The sequence below is a fragment of the Streptomyces sp. NPDC058697 genome (assembly GCF_042715345.1).
GTDB lineage: Bacteria > Actinomycetota > Actinomycetes > Streptomycetales > Streptomycetaceae > Streptomyces > Streptomyces liliifuscus.
In genome coordinates this window covers 328,344-344,477 of record NZ_JBHXSU010000007.1, presented here as the reverse complement: position 1 = coordinate 344,477, position 16,134 = coordinate 328,344, and the positions used below count along the sequence as shown (strand labels likewise).

Sequence of the window (16,134 nt, the reverse complement as noted above, 5' to 3'; positions counted from 1 at the left end):
ACCGGAAAGGAGTTCGTTGTGCGTGTTCTGGTCCTGACGAAACCGTTCGGTGATCTGCCGCCCGAGGAGCTGGCCGACCAGCTGGCCGTGGCCGGCGCGGACGGCGCCGACCTGCTGGTCAGGGAGGGGCAGACCGTCACACCGAGCACGTCCTGGCGCATTGCCGAGACCGCACGCGCCGTGCGCGTCAACGGACTTGAGACCGGCCTCGTCAGCACGGACCTGACCTCGGCGGACAGCGAGTCCGAGCGCGTCATCGGGCACTGTGCCGAGGCAGGCGTGTCCCTGATGCGTGTGGGGTTCTACCGCTACGAAGCCGGGCTCGACTACGCCGCCCGCCTGGACCGGGCCCGCCGCGACCTCGCGGGCCTCGCCGAACTCGCCGCCCGCCACGGCGTCCGGCTCGTGCTCGCGCTGCACCACGGCACGCTGCATCCCTCGGCCGCGCACGCGTCGCGGCTCCTGGACGGCCGCGACGACGTCCTCGTCCATCCCGATCCGGGGAACCAGGCCAAGGAGGGGAGCGAGGACTGGCGGCTCACCCTCGATGTTCTCGGCGGCCTGGACCGGGTCGGCTGCGTGGGTGTGAAGAACGCGGTGTGGGAACCAGGTGCGGCGCCCGGGTCCTGGAACTGCAGGTGGCAGCCGCTCGCCGACGGCGGCGTCGTCCCCTGGGGCACGATCCTGCCCGGCCTCACAGAGCTCGGCTACACAGGTCCGTACTCCCTGCACGTCCACTACCCGACCGACAACCCGCTCGCGGCGGTCCGCCGGGACCTCGGGCACCTGCGCGGAATCCGGTCCGAGCCGACAGCCACATCGCCCGCACACTGAACGACGAACTACTGTGGCCACGGACCGAGGGACACGGGGAGCTGGGCTTGGCAACGTCGAAAGTACCGGACATGACGGAAAATCCGAGAACCTCCGCGGAGCCGGATCCGTCGAGGGACGGCATGCCAGGGAAGTCCGAACCGACGGGCACGGCGAGCACGTCCGTCGCGGCGAGCGCCTCCGTCGTGGCGAGCGCCTCCGTCGCGAAGAAGGGGGCGCGTCAGCGGCGGGTGACGATCACCGATGTCGGCACGGCGGCAGGGGTCTCCACCTCCACCGTCTCCCGTGTTCTCAACGGCACGGCACGGGTCGACCCCGAACTGGCGCGCCGGGTGCAGGACGCGGTCGCCGAACTCGGCTACCGACCCAACGCCGCCGCCCAGGGCCTGGCCCGCGGCGAGGCCGGCGCCATCGGTGTCCTCGTGCCCGACCTGTCCAACCCGTACTTCCCCGATGTCCTCAAGTCCGTCTCCGCCGTGGCCCGTTCGCACGGGCGGCGGGTGATGGTCATGGAGTCCGACGAGGACGCCACGAGTGAGCACGAGCGCGCCGAGGACCTGATGCGCTGCTGTGACGGTGTGCTGCTGTGCTCGCCACGCATGAACCGCGCGGAGCTCGTCGACCTGTCCATGCGTGGCCACCCTGTTGTGCTGGTCAACCGGATCGTCCCCGGACTGAGTCTTCCCTCGGTCTCCGTCGACTTCTACGGAGGGATGACCCTGGTCTGCGGCCACCTCACCCAGCTCGGGCATCGCCGCGTGGCCTACCTGAGCGGACCTGAGGCGTCCTGGGCCAATGCCGAACGCATCCGCGCCTTCGACGCGGCGGCGGCGTTCGGCGTCGACGTCACGGTCATCCCCTGTGGTCATACGGCACGCCACGGTTACGCCGCGGCCGATGCCGTACGCGATTCCGGTGTCACCGCTGTCGTCGCGTACAACGACCTCGTGGCGCTCGGTGCGGTGACGGCATTGGAGGAGTCGGGCCTGCGGGTGCCCGAGGACATGTCGGTCATCGGCTGCGACGACATCTCCCTCGACGACCTGCCCAGTTCACGCCGACTCACCACGGCCTCGCTGGCCCGTGACGAACTGGGCCGGCAGGCCGCCCAGACACTGGAAGCGCTGATGGCCGCCAACGGCGACACCGAACCCAGAGTCATTCCGATGGAGCTGCGGGTACGCCACACCAGCGCTCCACCGGCGGTGCCCGCGCACTGAGGCGGGGCGGGGCGAGGCCAGGACCGGTGTCGGTGTCGGGTCGGGTCGGGTCGGGTCGGGTCGGGTCGGGTCGGGTCGGGTCGGGTCGGGTCGGCGCAACGGTGGCTTACTTGGATTCGACTCGTCCGAGCGGGTTGGGGCCGGCCGTCAGCGCGTCGCGCGCCTCCTGCCAGGCGGAATCTCCGGGGTAGAGCTCGGTGCGGAGGTAGGCCCAGGTGAGCCGCTGGACCGCGGACACCCGCTCGGTGTTCTCGTCCGTGGTCTCGGCAACGTCGTATCCGGAGATCCCGCCGAGCCCGTGCTCCGCGTCGAACAGGGTGAGCAGGGACTTGGGGCCCGGGGAGAGGACGTACGGGTCGGCGTGCCAGTCCGCGCCCGCGACCGTCAGGTGGGCGGAGGTGTCCTTGTCGCCGGCGACCACCAGCGTGGGTGTCGTCATCTTGGAGAAGTCCGTGGTCAGGAAGAAGGAGAGGTTCTCGGCCACGGACTCGGTGAGGGCGTCACCACCCCTGCCGGGTGCGGCAAGCAGGACGCCCGCCTTGATCCGGGGCTCGGCCAGGTTCACATCGGTTCCGTCGTCCGGATCGGTGAGCCGGGCGCCGAGCAACAGGCTCGCGGTGTGGCCGCCCATCGAGTGCCCGGCCACGGCGACCTTGCTGTGGTCCAGCCGCCCGAGGAGCTGCGGGACGGCTGCCTCGATCACGTCGAGCTGGTCGAGGATGCGTGTCATGTCCTCGGCCCGCGATCGCCAGTACAGAGGTGCCCCGGGGGTGCTCGGATCCAGGCTCAGCGTCCTGGAGCTCAAATGGGTGGGCTGGATCACGACGAAGCCGTGCGCAGCCCAGAAGTTGGCGAGTGGGGCGTAGCCGTTCAGCGAGGAGAGGTGGTTCGAGTAGCCCTGACCGTGCGAGAGGAGAATGACCGGCAGGTCGCTCCCCGTCACGGGCGCGGAGACCCGTACCTGGAGGTCAACCGCTCGACCGGGGGCTGGCAGCACCACCGGGCTGACCGAGAAAACAGGAGTGGGCGAACTGACGGTGTCAGCCGTCTGAGCCGATGCGCTCATGATGCGAATTTCCCTTCAATGGCCTCAGCAGCCGGTCACGTTCGGACGGACGGCGGGCGAGGCGGACAGAAGCATCCGGCTCCAGCAAGGCCGAAGCGGAGCGTTGTTCCGTTTACGGTACGGAACGGCGTTCCGCTTTGTCAACGGCCGCCAGGAGGAGGGTGCGACACCCCCTGCGTGCCCTTCCGGCGAGGAACCCGCTCGGGCAGCGTTACCCCGTCAGCTCGGCGACCAACTCGTCCAGGGTCTTCGACCGCAAGTGGAACGTGTCGGAGCTCGCCGGTGGATCCCCGACCGGCCTGTGAACGTAGGCGGTTCGCATTCCCACCGCCTGAGCCCCGCGAAGGTCCCAGGCGTGAGCGGCGACCATCAGCACACGCTCCGGTGGACAACCTGCCGAGTCGAGTGCGAGCCGGTAGACCTCCGGCGCGGGCTTGTAGGCCTGGGCGTCTTCGGCCGACAAGGCCTGGTGCCAGGCCAGTTGGGCGTACGCATTGAGGCGCAGGAGAGTCGCCCGACTGGCGTTGGAGAGTCCCAGTACGGGAAATTGCCGGGCGAGGCGCGTGAGTCCGGCGAGGGAGTCGCCCCAGGGCTTCAGGCGCTGACTTGCGGTAGCCAGTCGCGCGATGGCCACCGGGTCGCTGAGCCCGGCGTAGTCGGCGACGCGTTGAGCTGCCTCGCGGTCGATGACCTCGGTGTTGGCGTACGCCCGGCTTCCCTCCGCGATGTGTTGCTGCTCGCGCTCGACGTGGTCTCGCCATACCGCGAGGAGCTGCTCGACAGACGCGTCGTCGCCCCCGGGCGCCGCTTCGCGGATGGCCGCTGCGAGCCCGCCCGGCTCGTCGACCATCGTTCCGAGGATGTCGAAGACGACGACCTCGATGCCGTACGTCGCGGCCATGCGGGCTCCTCCTCATGGTGGTCAGGCGTGACGCGGTCGGGGTCAACCCGCAGGTAGCGATTGTTGCCCGGTCTTGCGTCACCAGTCAAGGAGGTGACGCGCCGGTTGCGTCCTTGAGCGGCAATCGACGAAACGGTCCCGGGGAGGCGAGGCGAATACTCGGGTGCGGGCGACACCGGCCTGCCTCTAGGCTCCGCTTGGGGGACCCACAGGGCGCCCTGTCGACAGCAGTCGGTCAGTGGATCGGGGATGTGCAGGGGAATGACTTGTCAACTGTTCGCGCTCTGCTTCGGTGCGAGCGAGCCTCTGGTTCTCGCGCGATTCTGGTCCGGGGTCCTGGGTTGGGAGATGGTCGACGATCCGGACGACGGCGTCACGCTGCTGCCCAGTGATGACACCGGGTTCCGCATCCGTTTCCTGCCGAGCCAGGAGCCGAAGGTCGGCCAGAACCGGATGCACTTCGATCTGACGAGCACCTCTCTGGAGGACCAGCAGGAGACGGTGGACAGGGCGCTGGCACTTGGTGGACGGCACATCGACGTCGGCCAACTCCCGGAGGAGGGGCACGTGGTGCTCGCCGACCCCGAAGGCAACGAGTTCTGCGTCGTCGGGCCGGGCAACAGTTTCCTCGCCGACTGCGGATTCATCGGAGCGCTGGCCTGCGACGGCTCGCAGGAGGTCGGGTACTTCTGGAGCGAGACGCTGGGGTGGCCGCTGGTCTGGGATCAGGACCAGGAGACCGCGATCCGCTCGCCGCACGGCGGTCCGAAGATCACGTGGGGTGGTCCACCCGTGGCACCGAAGACAGGCAAGGACCGGCTGCGTTTCGACCTCGCTCCGCCCGTCCACGGTGATCGACAGACGGAGGTCGACCGTCTGCTCTCCCTCGGGGCGAAACGAATCGGCACCGGCCAGAGCGAGGCCGGCTGGGTGGAGTTGGCCGATCCCGACGGCAACGAGTTCTCCGTGTTGACGCCTCGGTAGCTCCGCCAGCGTCGAGGTCCGGGTCGGGCGTCCGGTGGGGCACGTAGAGCATGTCCTGGAGAGGCAACTCCCCCGGCGGCATGGTCAGTTGATCTGCCACAGCCGGACGGTGCCGTCGTGGCTGCCGCTGGCGAGCGTGGTGCCGTCCGGGCTGAACACCACGGATCGCACGGTGCCCGTGTGGCCGTTGAGGGTGGCGACGTTCGTACGCCTCGCGACGTCCCAGAGTCGGACGGTGTGGTCGTTGGGGTAGTTATTGCCGAACGCGGAGCTGGCACTGGCGCCCCCGCTGGCCAGCATCCGTCCGTCGGGACTGAACGCCACCGACATCGCTGCGCTGGTGTGGCCTTTGAGAACGGCGATGGTGCGGGCGGACAAGACGTCCCACAGCCGGATCGTGCGGTCGTAGCTGCTACTCGCCAGTGTGGTGCCGTCCGGGCTGAACGCCACCGAGTGGACAGTGCTGGTGTGGCCGGTGAGGGTGACCACACTCGAACGGCCCGCCACGTTCCACAACCGGACGGAGGCGTCGTCGCTGCCGCTGGCCAATAGCCGTCCATCGGGACTGAACGCCACCGCCAACACGAATGCCCTGTGGCCGCGAAGTATGCCGACGTTCGAACGGCTCGCGACGTCCCACAGCCGTACGTAGTCGAAGCTGTGGCCGCTGGCCAGGAGGGCGCCGTCCGGGCTGAACGCAACGCACCATGAGGAGTCGTTGGTGTCGCGGCCGGTAAGGGCCAGGGTGGCTATCGTGCGTCCGGAAGCCAGATCCCACAGGTGTGGTTCGTTCCTGGCATCGGCCAGGATGGTGCCGTCCGGGTGGAAGGCGACCTCGACCGGGCTGAATCGCCGGGCGTCGGTCAGTAGGGCGGTCGGACGTCCGTCCTTCGTGGCCCACAACCGGATGGTGCCGTCAGAGATGCCACTGGCCAGAGTCCGCCCGTCCGGGCTGAAGGCCAGCGTGGTGACCTCTCCGGCATCGATCAGCAGCGATACATAGCGGATGCCTCCGGTGTCAGCGATTCTTCGGGGTACCGGGGCGAGGGACGCGTCGACGGGGCCGGCCCCTGAGGAACCCGGAGTGAACAGCCCGGCGGTGCGGCCCGGGTCGGTGCGGGAGCCCCGACGCGAGGACAGCCGCGACAGGGTCACGCCTGCGGCGGAAACGGCGGCTGCTCCGAGCCCGGCCAGCAGGAGTGAACGACGGCGCCACCGGCCCCCGCCGGGCACACGTCCCACCTCGACGGCGACGGCATCCGCCTGTTCCCCCGGGTGCTGCGCGTCGAGCGGCTGCGCCGACAGCAGCAGGCTCCGCCCCTCCACACCCTCCGCCGGCGCCAGCCAGTACAGCCGGTACGTCGCGGGAGGCGGAAGCGGCGCAGCGTCATCACGTACTTCGATCCGCACCCCGGCCGCACGCACCTCAGGCTCGGCGCCCGGTACGTCGGCGATCCGCCCCATCGCGCTCATGATCCGGGCCGATGCCCCGGTCAGCAACGGCAGTTGCGCCGGGGCCAGCCGCCCGGCGGCGTTGGCCGCCACGGTCTCCTCGTCCGTCCACGAACACGCCGCCGGCTGCGCCGTCACCATCCGCCTCCCTCCGGAGTGCCTCTCTCCCATTTCCCTACCGCCGTACATGCGTCAATTTCGCGAAGAGTGCGTCCTGGCCCACTCCTCCCAGGATTTGGGGGCATGACTGGTGATCCTCGTGCGCCGATGCCGAGCGGCCGACCTGCTGGTGTTCATGACGGTGGCCAGACGTTCGAGGCTGCCGTCGGCCGCGGTGCAGGCTCGGATCAGACCGTCGCGGATGCCTTGGAGACGGGTTGGGAGCCGGTCGAGGCCGCGCAGGGCCGAAAGCCAATCGCCGAGAGTTGAGGGCGGTGTGCCAGGGTCGCGGGAATTGCGGCCGGTGCGGAGCATGCCCATGGCCCAGAGATAACTGTCGAAGATCTCGGCCATGAGGATGGCGTCCTCGCCCAAGGCCTCGGCCTCCAGGGCAGTCAGGGTGATGGTGATCTCCAAACCACCGCTGTGGTCGTCGCCGGATCGGCAGGAAATGGTCATCAGCTCCCCAGGGCGATATGGGCTGTACGTTCGTCCGTCACGTGCCGGTACGAGCAGTGCGTGCCTTCCTGATGTGACGGAGCTCGGCACGGTCGATCTTCGTGTCGGACCCGAGGTGCCGGTCAACGCCCCTTTGCGCGAGCTCCACTTCGATCGGTGCCTGCGCCATCCCTCATGGTCGCAGCGAAGTTGAGATCGGAACAAGGGAGCATTCGGTCTCGGCGCTGGGATGGTCGTCGGCTGTCCGGAGGCCTGGCGGGCTCCGTGCCGGTCGAAGGAACCACGAACTCCTTCAGGTCCGGCAGGACCGCAACAGCCTCGTTGAGCCACAACGGCGTGCTCAGCCGGCGGCAGCGCCGAACCACCTGGGCAACTGGCTGTGCAGATCCTGCTGATCGTCGCCGACCCACGCCACGTGGCCGTCCGGTCGGAGCAGCACCGCGGGCACGTCCAGTTCCTCGCTGACGTCGACGACGTGGTCGACCCGGTCCGCCCAGCCCGCCACCGAAAGCCGGCCGGTCTGGTCGAGCAGCAGGCCACGGCCGCCGTGCATCAGCTCATAGAGGCGGCCCCGCTTCAGCGCCACGTCCCGCAGCCGCCTGCCGAGCAGTTCATGCCCCTCGCCGAAGTCGTAGTGGACCCCGATCGCGATGACCTTCTCGATCAGATACCGGTTCACCTCCTCGAATTCCATCAGTTCCGACATCAGCCGGCGCACCGACTGGGGACCCGGCTCGGGGGTCATCAGCACGGTCTGTGCGCGGGTGTTGTCCAGTACGTCGGCGGCGACCGGGTGCCGTTCGGCGTGGTAACTGTCCAACAGCCCTTCCGGCGCCCAGCCGTTGACCTGGGCGGCCAGTTTCCAGCCGAGGTTGAACGCGTCCTGGATGCCGAGGTTGAGGCCCTGTCCGCCCAGCGGCGGGTGGATGTGCGCCGCGTCGCCGGCCAGCAGCACCCGGCCGGTCCGGTAGCGCTCGGCCTGTCGGGTGCCGTCACCGAAGCGGGAGAGCCAGCGCGGTGAGTGCACGCCGAAGTCGGTGCCGGCGAACACCCGCAACTGCCGCTTCACTTCCTCAAGGGTCGGCGGGACCGAGCGATCCTCGGTCACTCCTTCGGCGGGTACGACGACGCGGTACAACGACCCGTCTCCGTAGGGCCCGACACCGAATCGGAGATGGGTCTTGCGGACTTCGGTCACCACGGCGGCCACCGTCTCCCGCGATGCGGTCACCTCCATCTCACCCAGCAGTGTCTCGGCCCTGGAGGGCTCCCCGGGGAAGCCGACGCCGAGCAGCTTGCGCACCGTGCTGCGGCCTCCGTCGCAGCCGACGAGGTAGCGCGAGCGCAACTCCGTGCCGTCGGCCAGCTCTGCCGTCACCCCCTGGTCGTCCTGGCTCAGCTCGACCAGTTCGCAGCCCCGACGGATATCGACGCCAAGCTCGGTGGCGTGCTCCGTCAACAGGCGGTCGGTGACGGGCTGCGGGATGCCGAGAACGTACGGATGTGCGGTGTCCAGCCGGTCCGGCGACGGCTTGGTGATACCTGCGAAGAAGCCACCGACCGGATACTGCTTCCCCAGCGCGAGGAACCTCTCCAGCAGACCGCGCTGGTCCATCACCTCGACACTGCGCGCGTGCAGTCCGAGCGCGCGGACAACCTTGGTCGGCTCCGTCTCCTTCTCCAGCACGACCGCGTGCACGCCGTGCAGCCGCAACTCGCCGGCCAGCATCAAGCCGGTCGGTCCACCGCCGACCACGATCACGTCAATCATCGAATCCCCCTCGTCCAACAAGGCCCCATGAGCCGATATGCCAATAAAGGCATACGCACTTCGCGACTCACTGATTTCCGCCGGTTCTGGCTTCGACCGGAGATTCTGCTGCACGACCCGGGGCTTGCCGCAAGGCCCCCGGTGCGCTATAGGTTGATAGTGGCAAGGAGAGGGCAATCTCCTTGCCTTTGCCGTGTGTTGGTGGCACCCCGGGAATGGGTTCCGACGCCGTGGGGCAAGGCCCCACCATGAATTCCCGAAGAAGCATTCGACTCGCATTGGTCGCCCTGCTCACTCTGGTCGCCGCCACGCTGGCACCGGGCGCGATCACCGGTGCGGGAGCCGCCGCCAGCGCCTACACCGATCCGCTGGAGACGATCGGTGCGAGTGAGCGGGCGGGCTACGGGCTCCGCTGGAACGCGGTCACCCCGGAGACGACCGCGAACCTCGACTCGAAGCTCAACAACGTAGGCGTCACCGAGGTGTTGGAGAGCGCCAACCACCCGGCGCGCTCCTGCAACGCCGCCGAGCGGGGCACCCTGCCGACCGCTCCCACCGCGAGCGCCAGCTTCTGCTGGGACACCGGCGACGCGACGACCCCGGACTGGCACCCCCAGTCGATCACCAGCTCGGGAGACGCCGACGACGACGGCGCCTGGGGCACCAACAGGCTGATCCTGGCCGGGTGGAGCTACGTCGGCACCGGAACCGGCGACGCCCGCTACAACACCGTCCGCGTCGCCTTCATCGACTACAACAACCCCGCGGCCCCCAAGTACCGCTGGGTGCTCCTGGTAACTCCCACCAGCGGTGGCGAGAACTTCGCGCGGGTCGCCGCGCACGCGGGAGGCATGGCCTGGTACGGGGACAAGCTGTTCGTCTCCGGCCAGCAGGGCCACACGAACGCGATCTACGTCTTCAGCATGGAGCACATCCTGCAGGCCTCGGTGAACAGCTACGCGATCGGCAAGGTCGACGGCGGCTACTCCGCCTGGGGCTACCAGTACGTCATGCCCGCCATCGGCTCGTACTCGTACGACGCGGGGGCCTGTACGGGCAACGTCAACACGGCCGTGCCCTGCGTCGGTTCGCTCTCGCTCGACCGCAGCAGCGTGCCCAACAGCCTGGTCACCACCGAGTACCTCAACAACGGAACCAAGGGCCGCATGCTGCGCTACAACTTCGGCAGCGACTACCTCCTCAACAGCAGCAGCGCCTCCGGCTCGTTCGTCCCGGCCGTCCAGGGCTACCGGAGCGGCGTGGGGAACATGCAGGGGGTCCTCGCCCACGACAACGTCTGGTACGTCGCCCATGCCTCGGCCTCGTCCGGCGTCCACGGACACCTCTGGGGACAGACCACGACCCGCAGTGTGGCCACCTGCGGAGGCACCTACCAGTGCTGGGCCGAGCACCCGGAGTCCCTGACGTACTGGCAGAGCACGGGCCAGGTCTGGTCCCTGACCGAATGGGAGAACCTACGGACAGTGTTCGCAGTGCCACTGTCCTCGCTCCCCGACTGAGGCATGACGCACTGTTCGTCACACCACGCTCACGGGATGCCGCACCACCGCGTCGAACAGGTACCCCTGTGTGTTCGGCACGGCGGTGTCCGGCTGAGTGCGGCCGGCCGTGTCGGTGGCGCGGGCCAGCAGGTGGGTGGCGCCGGGTGCGTCGGGCCTCCAGCTGAGGGACCAGCGGGACCAGGTCCCGGCGCCGGGCCGGTCGTGGAGGCGGGCCGGCCGCCAGCTCGCCCCGGCGTCGGTGCTGACGTCGACCCGCGCGACGCCGCCCGCACCCGACCACGACCGCCCGTGCAGTACGTGCCTCTGTCCCGCCGCGAACGTGGCACCGCTCGCCAGCTCGAAGGCGCTCTTCGTGACCTGCCGCGTGATGGGCGCACTGCCGCCCTCCGGGTGAGCTGGGCCGAACAGCCGGTAGAAGGTGGTGTTCCACGGCGAGAACAGCGGCTGCGCGGACACCTCGATGTCGCCGACCCACTTGATCGACGCGATCCCGATCCATGAGGGCACCAACACCCGTACGGGATATCCGTGATCGTGGGGAAGCCGCTCACCGTTCATCTCGTACGCGAGCAGTACGTCGTCCAGCGCTTTCGCGAGCGGCAGCGGACGGCGCACCCTGCCCAGGTTCTCGCCTCCGCTGATGTACTCGGCGTCGAGGCCACGGGGTTGCACGTCCACGGCGTACGGGGACAGCCCGGCCCGGCGCAGCACGTCGGCCAGGCGCACCCCGCGCCAGCGCGCCACACCGATCGCGCCCAGCGTCCACGGGGTTCCGGTGACCGTCTCGCCCTGCTGGGTCGTGTAGTAGGAGCGTCCGTTTCCGGCGCACTCGACGAACGCGGTACGGGTGACCGCAGGCAGGGCTCTCAGATCGTCGTACCCGAACTCCACCGCCCGGTCCTCGCCGGGTGCACCGCGCAGTCCGCTCCCCCACAGCCGCAGCCGCCATTCGTCGGTCTGGAGGACGGGGGTGGCGGTGTGGTTGCGTACGAAGAACCGCTCGTTGGGGGTGTGGTAGCCGGTTCCGCGCAGCGCCTCCCAGCGGGTCTCGGCGTTGGTGCCGCGCTCGATGAACCACTCGGGCGGCAGCGTCTTGACGATCGGCCGGTCGGCGGCGTGGGCGGAAGGCGTGGCGCCCAGCGCCGTCCCTGCGGCGGTGGCGGCGAGCAGGGTGAGCAGCCGACGGCGGGTGACCCCGTCCGCCCTTGCTTCGCCGGCGAGCCACTGGCGCAGCCTGCGGCGGTCGTAGGCGGATTCGTCGTGGTGCCCGGCGGGGCGCCCGGCTGGGGTGGCAGAAGGCATGGCTAGTCCTCGTCAGAAGAGGTGGTGAGCACGAGAGGAGGTCAGGCGCGGGCCGGGGCGAGCACCCAGCGGCCGGAATGCCGAGCACAACAGGCTTGCCAGGCAGGGCTGTTGGCGGGAGGCGCGAAAGGGCGCGTGATCATCCGGTCGTCCGACACAGTGCCGCGGCCACCCGGACGAGGTCCACGGCGCGGCGGCGAGTCAGAGGCTCCGGCGATGGCATGGCGGGATGCAAGCACGTTGCTCGCAAGGGTGTCAACGGAGCGTTCTGGTCAGGGCGTTGGCCGGTTCAGCACTCCCGGAGCCCGTGGCTGCTCGGGCTCACCGGCAGGACAGCGGAGACGGCGGGGACGGCGGAGACACGGGGTACGCCGAAAGGCGGAAGTCGCCGTCGAAGACCAGACCGGACAACCCGACTGTCTTGCCCTTGACGCGCACGTCAGGGGTTAGCGTCTGCGCGCCGACGGCCGGGCCCGGGCAGGTCCGGCTGTCGCCCACACCTACACCCACTCACGCAATCACCCAATCTCCCAATCACCAATCCAGGAGCCCGAGATGGCCACTCCCCTGCCTGCAACGACGCGCGAGATCCTGCTGACCGACACCCCCGAAGGGCTGCCCGGCCCTGAACACTTCGCGGTCGCGGAGAAGCCGCTCTCCGCCCCCGGTCCGGGTCAAGTCCTCGTCCGCAACCAGTACTTCCTCGTGTTTCCGGGGCTGCGCACCCTGATCGGCGGCCAGGCCGACGGCGTACCACTGCCGCGTATCCACGTCGGTGACGCTCTCTTCGGTCCCGCTGTCGGCGAGGTCGTCGCGGCGGCGGCAGACTGTTCGTTGCGGCCGGGGGACGCGGTCACCCATTTTCTCGGATGGCGCGAGTACGCACTGGTGGCGGAGGGCGCCTGCAATCCGCTGGGCGATGCTCTGCCCGACCCGGTGGCCCACCTGTCATCCGGGTCTGCCGCGTACGGGGCGCTGACCCGGCTCGCCGAAGTCCGCCCCGGCGACACGGTGTTCGTCACGGGGGCGGCTGGAGCCGTGGGGTCGCTGGCGGGCTCTGTGGCGCGTCTGCTGGGGGCCACGAGGGTCATCGGCAGCACCCGTTCGCCGGACAAGGCCGAGCGGCTGCGGGCCGAACTGGGCTACGACGATGTGCTGGTGCCCGGATCCCGGTCGCTCGACGCACAGTTGGCCGCCGCTGCGCCGGAGGGCATCGACGTACTGCTGGACACCGTCGGCGGCGAGCAACTGACCGCGGCGGTCCGCGCCGCGCGCCGCGGCGCGCGCTTCGCACTCGTCGGCGCTCTGGCCGGGCAGCTGTCGCCGCACCGGGACGGTGGCAGCGCTCCCGCGGAGATCGACACGTTCCGGCTCGTCAACCAGAGCGTCTCGCTCCGCGGCTACAGCGGCATGGATCATCCGGAGGTGACCGAGGAATGGACCAACCGGTTCGGGGACTGGCTGCGCTCCGGCGACATCACCTTCCCGCACGTCCGGGTCCCGGGCATGGATCGGGCACCGCGGGCGTTGCAGGAACTGTTCGAGGGGCGGCATTTCGGAACCGTCGTCGTGGAGTTGCCGCCACTGTGAAGCTACAAGGCGCGGCCGCGAGTGCGCGGTGCGTGAAGAAGTCCGGACGGGGGCGGGATGCGGATCGGGGATGCGGCGGCAGCAGCGGGGACCACACCCCGGGCGCTGCGGTTCTACGAGGAGCGCGGCGTGCTGCCACCGCCGCCGCGTACGGCCGCCGGACAGCGTGAGTACGGGCCGGACGATGTGGCCAGAGCCCGCGTTGTCCGTGAGTTGCTGGCGCTCGGGCTCACCATCGAGGATCTGAGCGGTGTCGCCGACCGGATCGACGTGCTGGTCAAGAATCCCCAACGGCGCTGCGGACTTCCCGACTCCGGCGTCCCCGGCTCCAGGGTCGCCGACCGCAGACTGGCGGCCCTCGACGCCGAGATCGACCGCCTGACCCGTCTGCGCGACCGTCTGGCACAGCGCGTGGACGATCGGTCCGGCTCTTCTCCCTCTGCACCTGCGGCTACGTTCTCGGCCGAGGCCCAGTAGGCGGCACAAAGAGGCTCAGTCGGAAGGTGGTCGGCTGCACCGTGCGTCCACAGAGCGTGTCAATCCGCACCGCCGACCAGTCGATCCGCGTGTCCGACGCTCTGAGCCGGCGGACGTAAGCGCGCCATTCCGACTCGTCCTGGGTCTCGAAGAGCACCTCCCAGCGGCCGGCGTCAGGCGCGAAGCGAGCAGTCGCCCGCTCTGCCTCGTCCCGCTGCTGACGCTTCCTCTTCCGCTGCCCTGGCATCGGCCCAGCATCGCTGGGCTCCACCGTCGCAGCAAGGCGATTACCTATTGCTCGATCGGCACTACGTTCATCATTTGCCAGGCAAGTCCTCGTAGAACTCCGCTGCAGACCTCTTCGGAGTGCTGCCGTGGTTGTCGGGGGTGCGGACTCAGTTGCCGACGCCGAGGCCTGACATGAACGCGGACGGGTATCGATCGCCGTGCGCCGCCCCCGGCGGTACCGCCTTCTCGATCTCGGCGAGGTCGTCCTCGGTGAGGGTCAGCTCCAGCGCGGGCAGCGCCTCGGCCAGCCGCTCGCGGGTACGGGCACCGACCAGCGGCACGATGTCGTCGCCCTGTGCGGCCACCCAGGCGATGGCCAGTTGGGCGACCGTGCACCCCTTCGCGTCGGCGACCCGGCGCAGAGCCTCCACGAGGGTGAGGTTGTGTTCCACGTTGCCGCTCGCGAATCGCGGGCTGAAACCGCGGCCGTCGCCGGGGCCGCCGGTGTGGCCGGCGGACCAGTGGCCGGAGATGAGGCCACGGCTGAGGACGCCGTACGCGGTCAGGCCTGTGCCGAGCTCCCGCAGAGTGGGCAGAATGTCCGCCTCCACCGCGCGGGACAGGAGGGAGTACTCGATCTGAAGGTCGGCGACCGGGTGCACGGCATGCGCCCGGCGGATCGTCGCCGCATCGACCTCCGAGAGGCCGAGGTGCCGGACATACCCGGCGTCGATCATCTCCTTGATCGCGCCCACCGTCTCCTCGATCGGTACCGCCGGGTCAAGCCGGGCGGGACGGTAGATGTCGATGTGATCGGTGCCGAGGCGGGTCAGCGAGTAGGCCAGGAAGTTCTTCACCGCCTCGGGCCGGCCGTCCTGCCCGCTGAACTCGCGCCCCGGCCCCCGCAGCTGGCCGAACTTCACGCTCAACCGGTAACTGTCCCGGGGCCGGCCACGCAGCGCCTCCGCGAGCAGCAGCTCGTTGTGGCCCATCGCGTAGAAGTCGCCGGTGTCGATGAGCGTGACGCCGGCCTCCAGCGCGGCGTGCACGGTGGCGATACTCTCCGCGCGGTCGGCAGCGCCGTAAGCGCCCGACATACCCATCGCGCCCAGGCCCAGCGCGGAAACGGCCGGGCCGGTGGTGCCCAGGGTTCGTGTCTGCATCGTGTTTCTCCTTCGTCGTCGGTCTGCCGTCCACCTTGCGGCCGCGCCACGACGTACGGGAGCGGAGCGTTCATCCTGGGAGAGCCGCTCCCTGGCTCGGCCCGCCCGCCGCGAGAGACGATGAGGCCATGGAACGTGACCAGCTCGCCGACTTCCTGCGCCGCCGCCGCGAGGCGATGCGCCCGGCCGAGGTCGGTATCGCCGACGGTCCCCGCCGCCGAACCACCGGTCTGCGACGGGAAGAGGTGGCCGCGCTCGCCGGCATGTCGGTGGACTACGTCGTACGCCTTGAGCAGGGCCGCAGCAGTCAGCCATCGGTCCAACTGCTCGGCGCGCTCGCCAGGGCGCTGCGCCTCTCCGACGACGAACGCGACCACCTGTTCCACCTGGCCGGCCATCGGCCCCCACCCGCCGACGGAGTGGCTCGCCTGGCCCGCGCCGGCCTGATCCGCATGCTCGACCTGCTCGGCGACACCCCGGCCCTGGTGCTGTCCGACCTGGGTGAGGCCCTCGCCCAGAACCGGGCCGCCCTCCTGCTCATGGGCGACCACACCGGCCTGTCCGGCGACCGCCGCTACGTCGCGTACCGCTGGTTCACCGATCCCGCGGTCCGTGCCGTCACTCCGCCCGAGGAGCAAGAGCGCCACGGCCGCCGGCTCGTGGCCGACCTGCGTGCGGCCGCCGGCCGCCGGTCCGGCGACTCCACGGTCTCCGGACTCGTCGACCGGCTGCAGGCCGCGAGCGCCGACTTCCGCCGGCTGTGGGCCGAGCACGAGGTGGCGGTCCGGCGCGCCGACCGCAAGACCCTGCTGCATCCGCGGGTCGGCCGCCTGCTGATGGACTGCGAGACCCTGGTGACTCCCGATCAGGGCCAGCAATTGCTGGTGCTCACCCCGGCGGACACCGAGGCCCGCGAGCGGCTGGAGCTGCTGCGGGTCATCGGGATCGAGGAATTCCCCACGGGGGCAACGGGCCCGACAGCACGGTGATGCGTCCGACCCGGCC

Annotated in this window: 15 protein-coding genes; 7 read left to right on the top strand and 8 right to left on the bottom strand. The window is 69.8% G+C overall.

The window, feature by feature from the left end; all coding sequences use genetic code 11:
* Window positions 1-18: 18 nt before the first annotated feature.
* Both ACFWXQ_RS19785 and ACFWXQ_RS19780 read left to right on the top strand, forming a co-directional pair.
* Window positions 19-834, top strand: coding sequence for a sugar phosphate isomerase/epimerase family protein (locus tag ACFWXQ_RS19785; RefSeq protein WP_383953944.1), 816 nt, complete (start codon window positions 19-21; stop codon window positions 832-834).
* A 71-nt stretch (window positions 835-905) separates the two neighbouring features.
* Window positions 906-2,054 (top strand): LacI family DNA-binding transcriptional regulator, encoded by a 1,149-nt coding sequence (locus tag ACFWXQ_RS19780; RefSeq protein ID WP_383953942.1) that lies wholly within the window; start codon window positions 906-908, stop codon window positions 2,052-2,054.
* 106 nt (window positions 2,055-2,160) lie between these two features.
* Here ACFWXQ_RS19780 and ACFWXQ_RS19775 read toward each other — a convergent pair whose 3' ends face one another.
* Complete coding sequence (locus tag ACFWXQ_RS19775; RefSeq protein ID WP_386268705.1) at window positions 2,161-3,120, bottom strand: alpha/beta hydrolase family protein; 960 nt, start codon at window positions 3,118-3,120, stop codon at window positions 2,161-2,163.
* A gap of 211 nt (window positions 3,121-3,331) precedes the next feature.
* Window positions 3,332-4,021, bottom strand: a complete 690-nt coding sequence (locus ACFWXQ_RS19770) for a haloacid dehalogenase type II (protein WP_383953432.1) — start codon at window positions 4,019-4,021, stop codon at window positions 3,332-3,334.
* 261 nt (window positions 4,022-4,282) lie between these two features.
* Here ACFWXQ_RS19770 and ACFWXQ_RS19765 point away from each other — a divergent pair, with 261 nt between their 5' ends.
* Entirely contained in the window at window positions 4,283-5,005 is a 723-nt protein-coding gene (locus ACFWXQ_RS19765) for a VOC family protein (RefSeq protein WP_383953430.1), read from the top strand.
* An 84-nt stretch (window positions 5,006-5,089) separates the two neighbouring features.
* On the opposite strand, the gene ACFWXQ_RS19760 is transcribed toward ACFWXQ_RS19765, so the two are convergent.
* The 3 genes from ACFWXQ_RS19760 to rox form a co-directional block, all read right to left on the bottom strand.
* Window positions 5,090-6,598, bottom strand: a complete 1,509-nt coding sequence (locus tag ACFWXQ_RS19760) for a WD40 repeat domain-containing protein (RefSeq protein WP_383953428.1) — start codon at window positions 6,596-6,598, stop codon at window positions 5,090-5,092.
* A 51-nt stretch (window positions 6,599-6,649) separates the two neighbouring features.
* Window positions 6,650-7,075 (bottom strand): hypothetical protein, encoded by a 426-nt coding sequence (locus ACFWXQ_RS19755; RefSeq protein WP_383953426.1) that lies wholly within the window; start codon window positions 7,073-7,075, stop codon window positions 6,650-6,652.
* Window positions 7,076-7,415: 340 nt separating this feature from the next.
* The gene (rox, locus tag ACFWXQ_RS19750) at window positions 7,416-8,846 is read right to left on the bottom strand and encodes a rifampin monooxygenase (protein WP_383953424.1); all 1,431 of its coding nucleotides are present in this window, start codon (window positions 8,844-8,846) and stop codon (window positions 7,416-7,418) included.
* 248 nt (window positions 8,847-9,094) lie between these two features.
* On the opposite strand from rox, the gene ACFWXQ_RS19745 reads away from it, so the two are divergent.
* On the top strand, window positions 9,095-10,366 hold the full coding sequence (locus ACFWXQ_RS19745; protein ID WP_383953422.1) for a hypothetical protein: 1,272 nt from the start codon (window positions 9,095-9,097) through the stop codon (window positions 10,364-10,366).
* Between the two features lie 18 nt (window positions 10,367-10,384).
* Here ACFWXQ_RS19745 and ACFWXQ_RS19740 read toward each other — a convergent pair whose 3' ends face one another.
* Together ACFWXQ_RS19740 and ACFWXQ_RS19735 are read right to left on the bottom strand one after the other, a co-directional pair.
* Window positions 10,385-11,671: a sulfite oxidase gene (locus tag ACFWXQ_RS19740; protein ID WP_383953420.1), complete on the bottom strand. Its 1,287-nt coding sequence runs from the start codon at window positions 11,669-11,671 to the stop codon at window positions 10,385-10,387.
* 139 nt (window positions 11,672-11,810) lie between these two features.
* On the bottom strand, window positions 11,811-11,894 hold the full coding sequence (locus ACFWXQ_RS19735; RefSeq protein WP_363189606.1) for a putative leader peptide: 84 nt from the start codon (window positions 11,892-11,894) through the stop codon (window positions 11,811-11,813).
* A gap of 332 nt (window positions 11,895-12,226) precedes the next feature.
* Here ACFWXQ_RS19735 and ACFWXQ_RS19730 point away from each other — a divergent pair, with 332 nt between their 5' ends.
* A complete protein-coding gene (locus ACFWXQ_RS19730; RefSeq protein ID WP_383953418.1) occupies window positions 12,227-13,261 on the top strand; it encodes an MDR family NADP-dependent oxidoreductase in 1,035 nt (344 codons plus the stop codon).
* 57 nt (window positions 13,262-13,318) lie between these two features.
* Window positions 13,319-13,738 (top strand): MerR family transcriptional regulator, encoded by a 420-nt coding sequence (locus tag ACFWXQ_RS19725; protein ID WP_383953416.1) that lies wholly within the window; start codon window positions 13,319-13,321, stop codon window positions 13,736-13,738.
* 395 nt (window positions 13,739-14,133) lie between these two features.
* On the opposite strand, the gene ACFWXQ_RS19720 is transcribed toward ACFWXQ_RS19725, so the two are convergent.
* Complete coding sequence (locus ACFWXQ_RS19720) at window positions 14,134-15,129, bottom strand: aldo/keto reductase (RefSeq protein ID WP_383953414.1); 996 nt, start codon at window positions 15,127-15,129, stop codon at window positions 14,134-14,136.
* A 128-nt stretch (window positions 15,130-15,257) separates the two neighbouring features.
* On the opposite strand from ACFWXQ_RS19720, the gene ACFWXQ_RS19715 reads away from it, so the two are divergent.
* Window positions 15,258-16,118: a helix-turn-helix transcriptional regulator gene (locus ACFWXQ_RS19715; protein WP_386268699.1), complete on the top strand. Its 861-nt coding sequence runs from the start codon at window positions 15,258-15,260 to the stop codon at window positions 16,116-16,118.
* Window positions 16,119-16,134 lie beyond the last annotated feature (16 nt).

Coding starts and splice junctions, on each gene's coding strand:
- ACFWXQ_RS19745 (WP_383953422.1), top strand. CDS start 9,095: ATGAATTCCCGAAGAAGCATTCGACTCGCATTGGTCGCCCTGCTCACT.
- ACFWXQ_RS19770 (WP_383953432.1), bottom strand. CDS start 4,021: ATGGCCGCGACGTACGGCATCGAGGTCGTCGTCTTCGACATCCTCGGA.
- ACFWXQ_RS19735 (WP_363189606.1), bottom strand. CDS start 11,894: ATGCCATCGCCGGAGCCTCTGACTCGCCGCCGCGCCGTGGACCTCGTC.
- rox (WP_383953424.1), bottom strand. CDS start 8,846: ATGATTGACGTGATCGTGGTCGGCGGTGGACCGACCGGCTTGATGCTG.
- ACFWXQ_RS19765 (WP_383953430.1), top strand. CDS start 4,283: ATGACTTGTCAACTGTTCGCGCTCTGCTTCGGTGCGAGCGAGCCTCTG.
- ACFWXQ_RS19720 (WP_383953414.1), bottom strand. CDS start 15,129: ATGCAGACACGAACCCTGGGCACCACCGGCCCGGCCGTTTCCGCGCTG.
- ACFWXQ_RS19730 (WP_383953418.1), top strand. CDS start 12,227: ATGGCCACTCCCCTGCCTGCAACGACGCGCGAGATCCTGCTGACCGAC.
- ACFWXQ_RS19715 (WP_386268699.1), top strand. CDS start 15,258: ATGGAACGTGACCAGCTCGCCGACTTCCTGCGCCGCCGCCGCGAGGCG.
- ACFWXQ_RS19725 (WP_383953416.1), top strand. CDS start 13,319: ATGCGGATCGGGGATGCGGCGGCAGCAGCGGGGACCACACCCCGGGCG.
- ACFWXQ_RS19760 (WP_383953428.1), bottom strand. CDS start 6,598: ATGGTGACGGCGCAGCCGGCGGCGTGTTCGTGGACGGACGAGGAGACC.
- ACFWXQ_RS19775 (WP_386268705.1), bottom strand. CDS start 3,120: ATGAGCGCATCGGCTCAGACGGCTGACACCGTCAGTTCGCCCACTCCT.
- ACFWXQ_RS19740 (WP_383953420.1), bottom strand. CDS start 11,671: ATGCCTTCTGCCACCCCAGCCGGGCGCCCCGCCGGGCACCACGACGAA.
- ACFWXQ_RS19755 (WP_383953426.1), bottom strand. CDS start 7,075: ATGACCATTTCCTGCCGATCCGGCGACGACCACAGCGGTGGTTTGGAG.
- ACFWXQ_RS19780 (WP_383953942.1), top strand. CDS start 906: ATGACGGAAAATCCGAGAACCTCCGCGGAGCCGGATCCGTCGAGGGAC.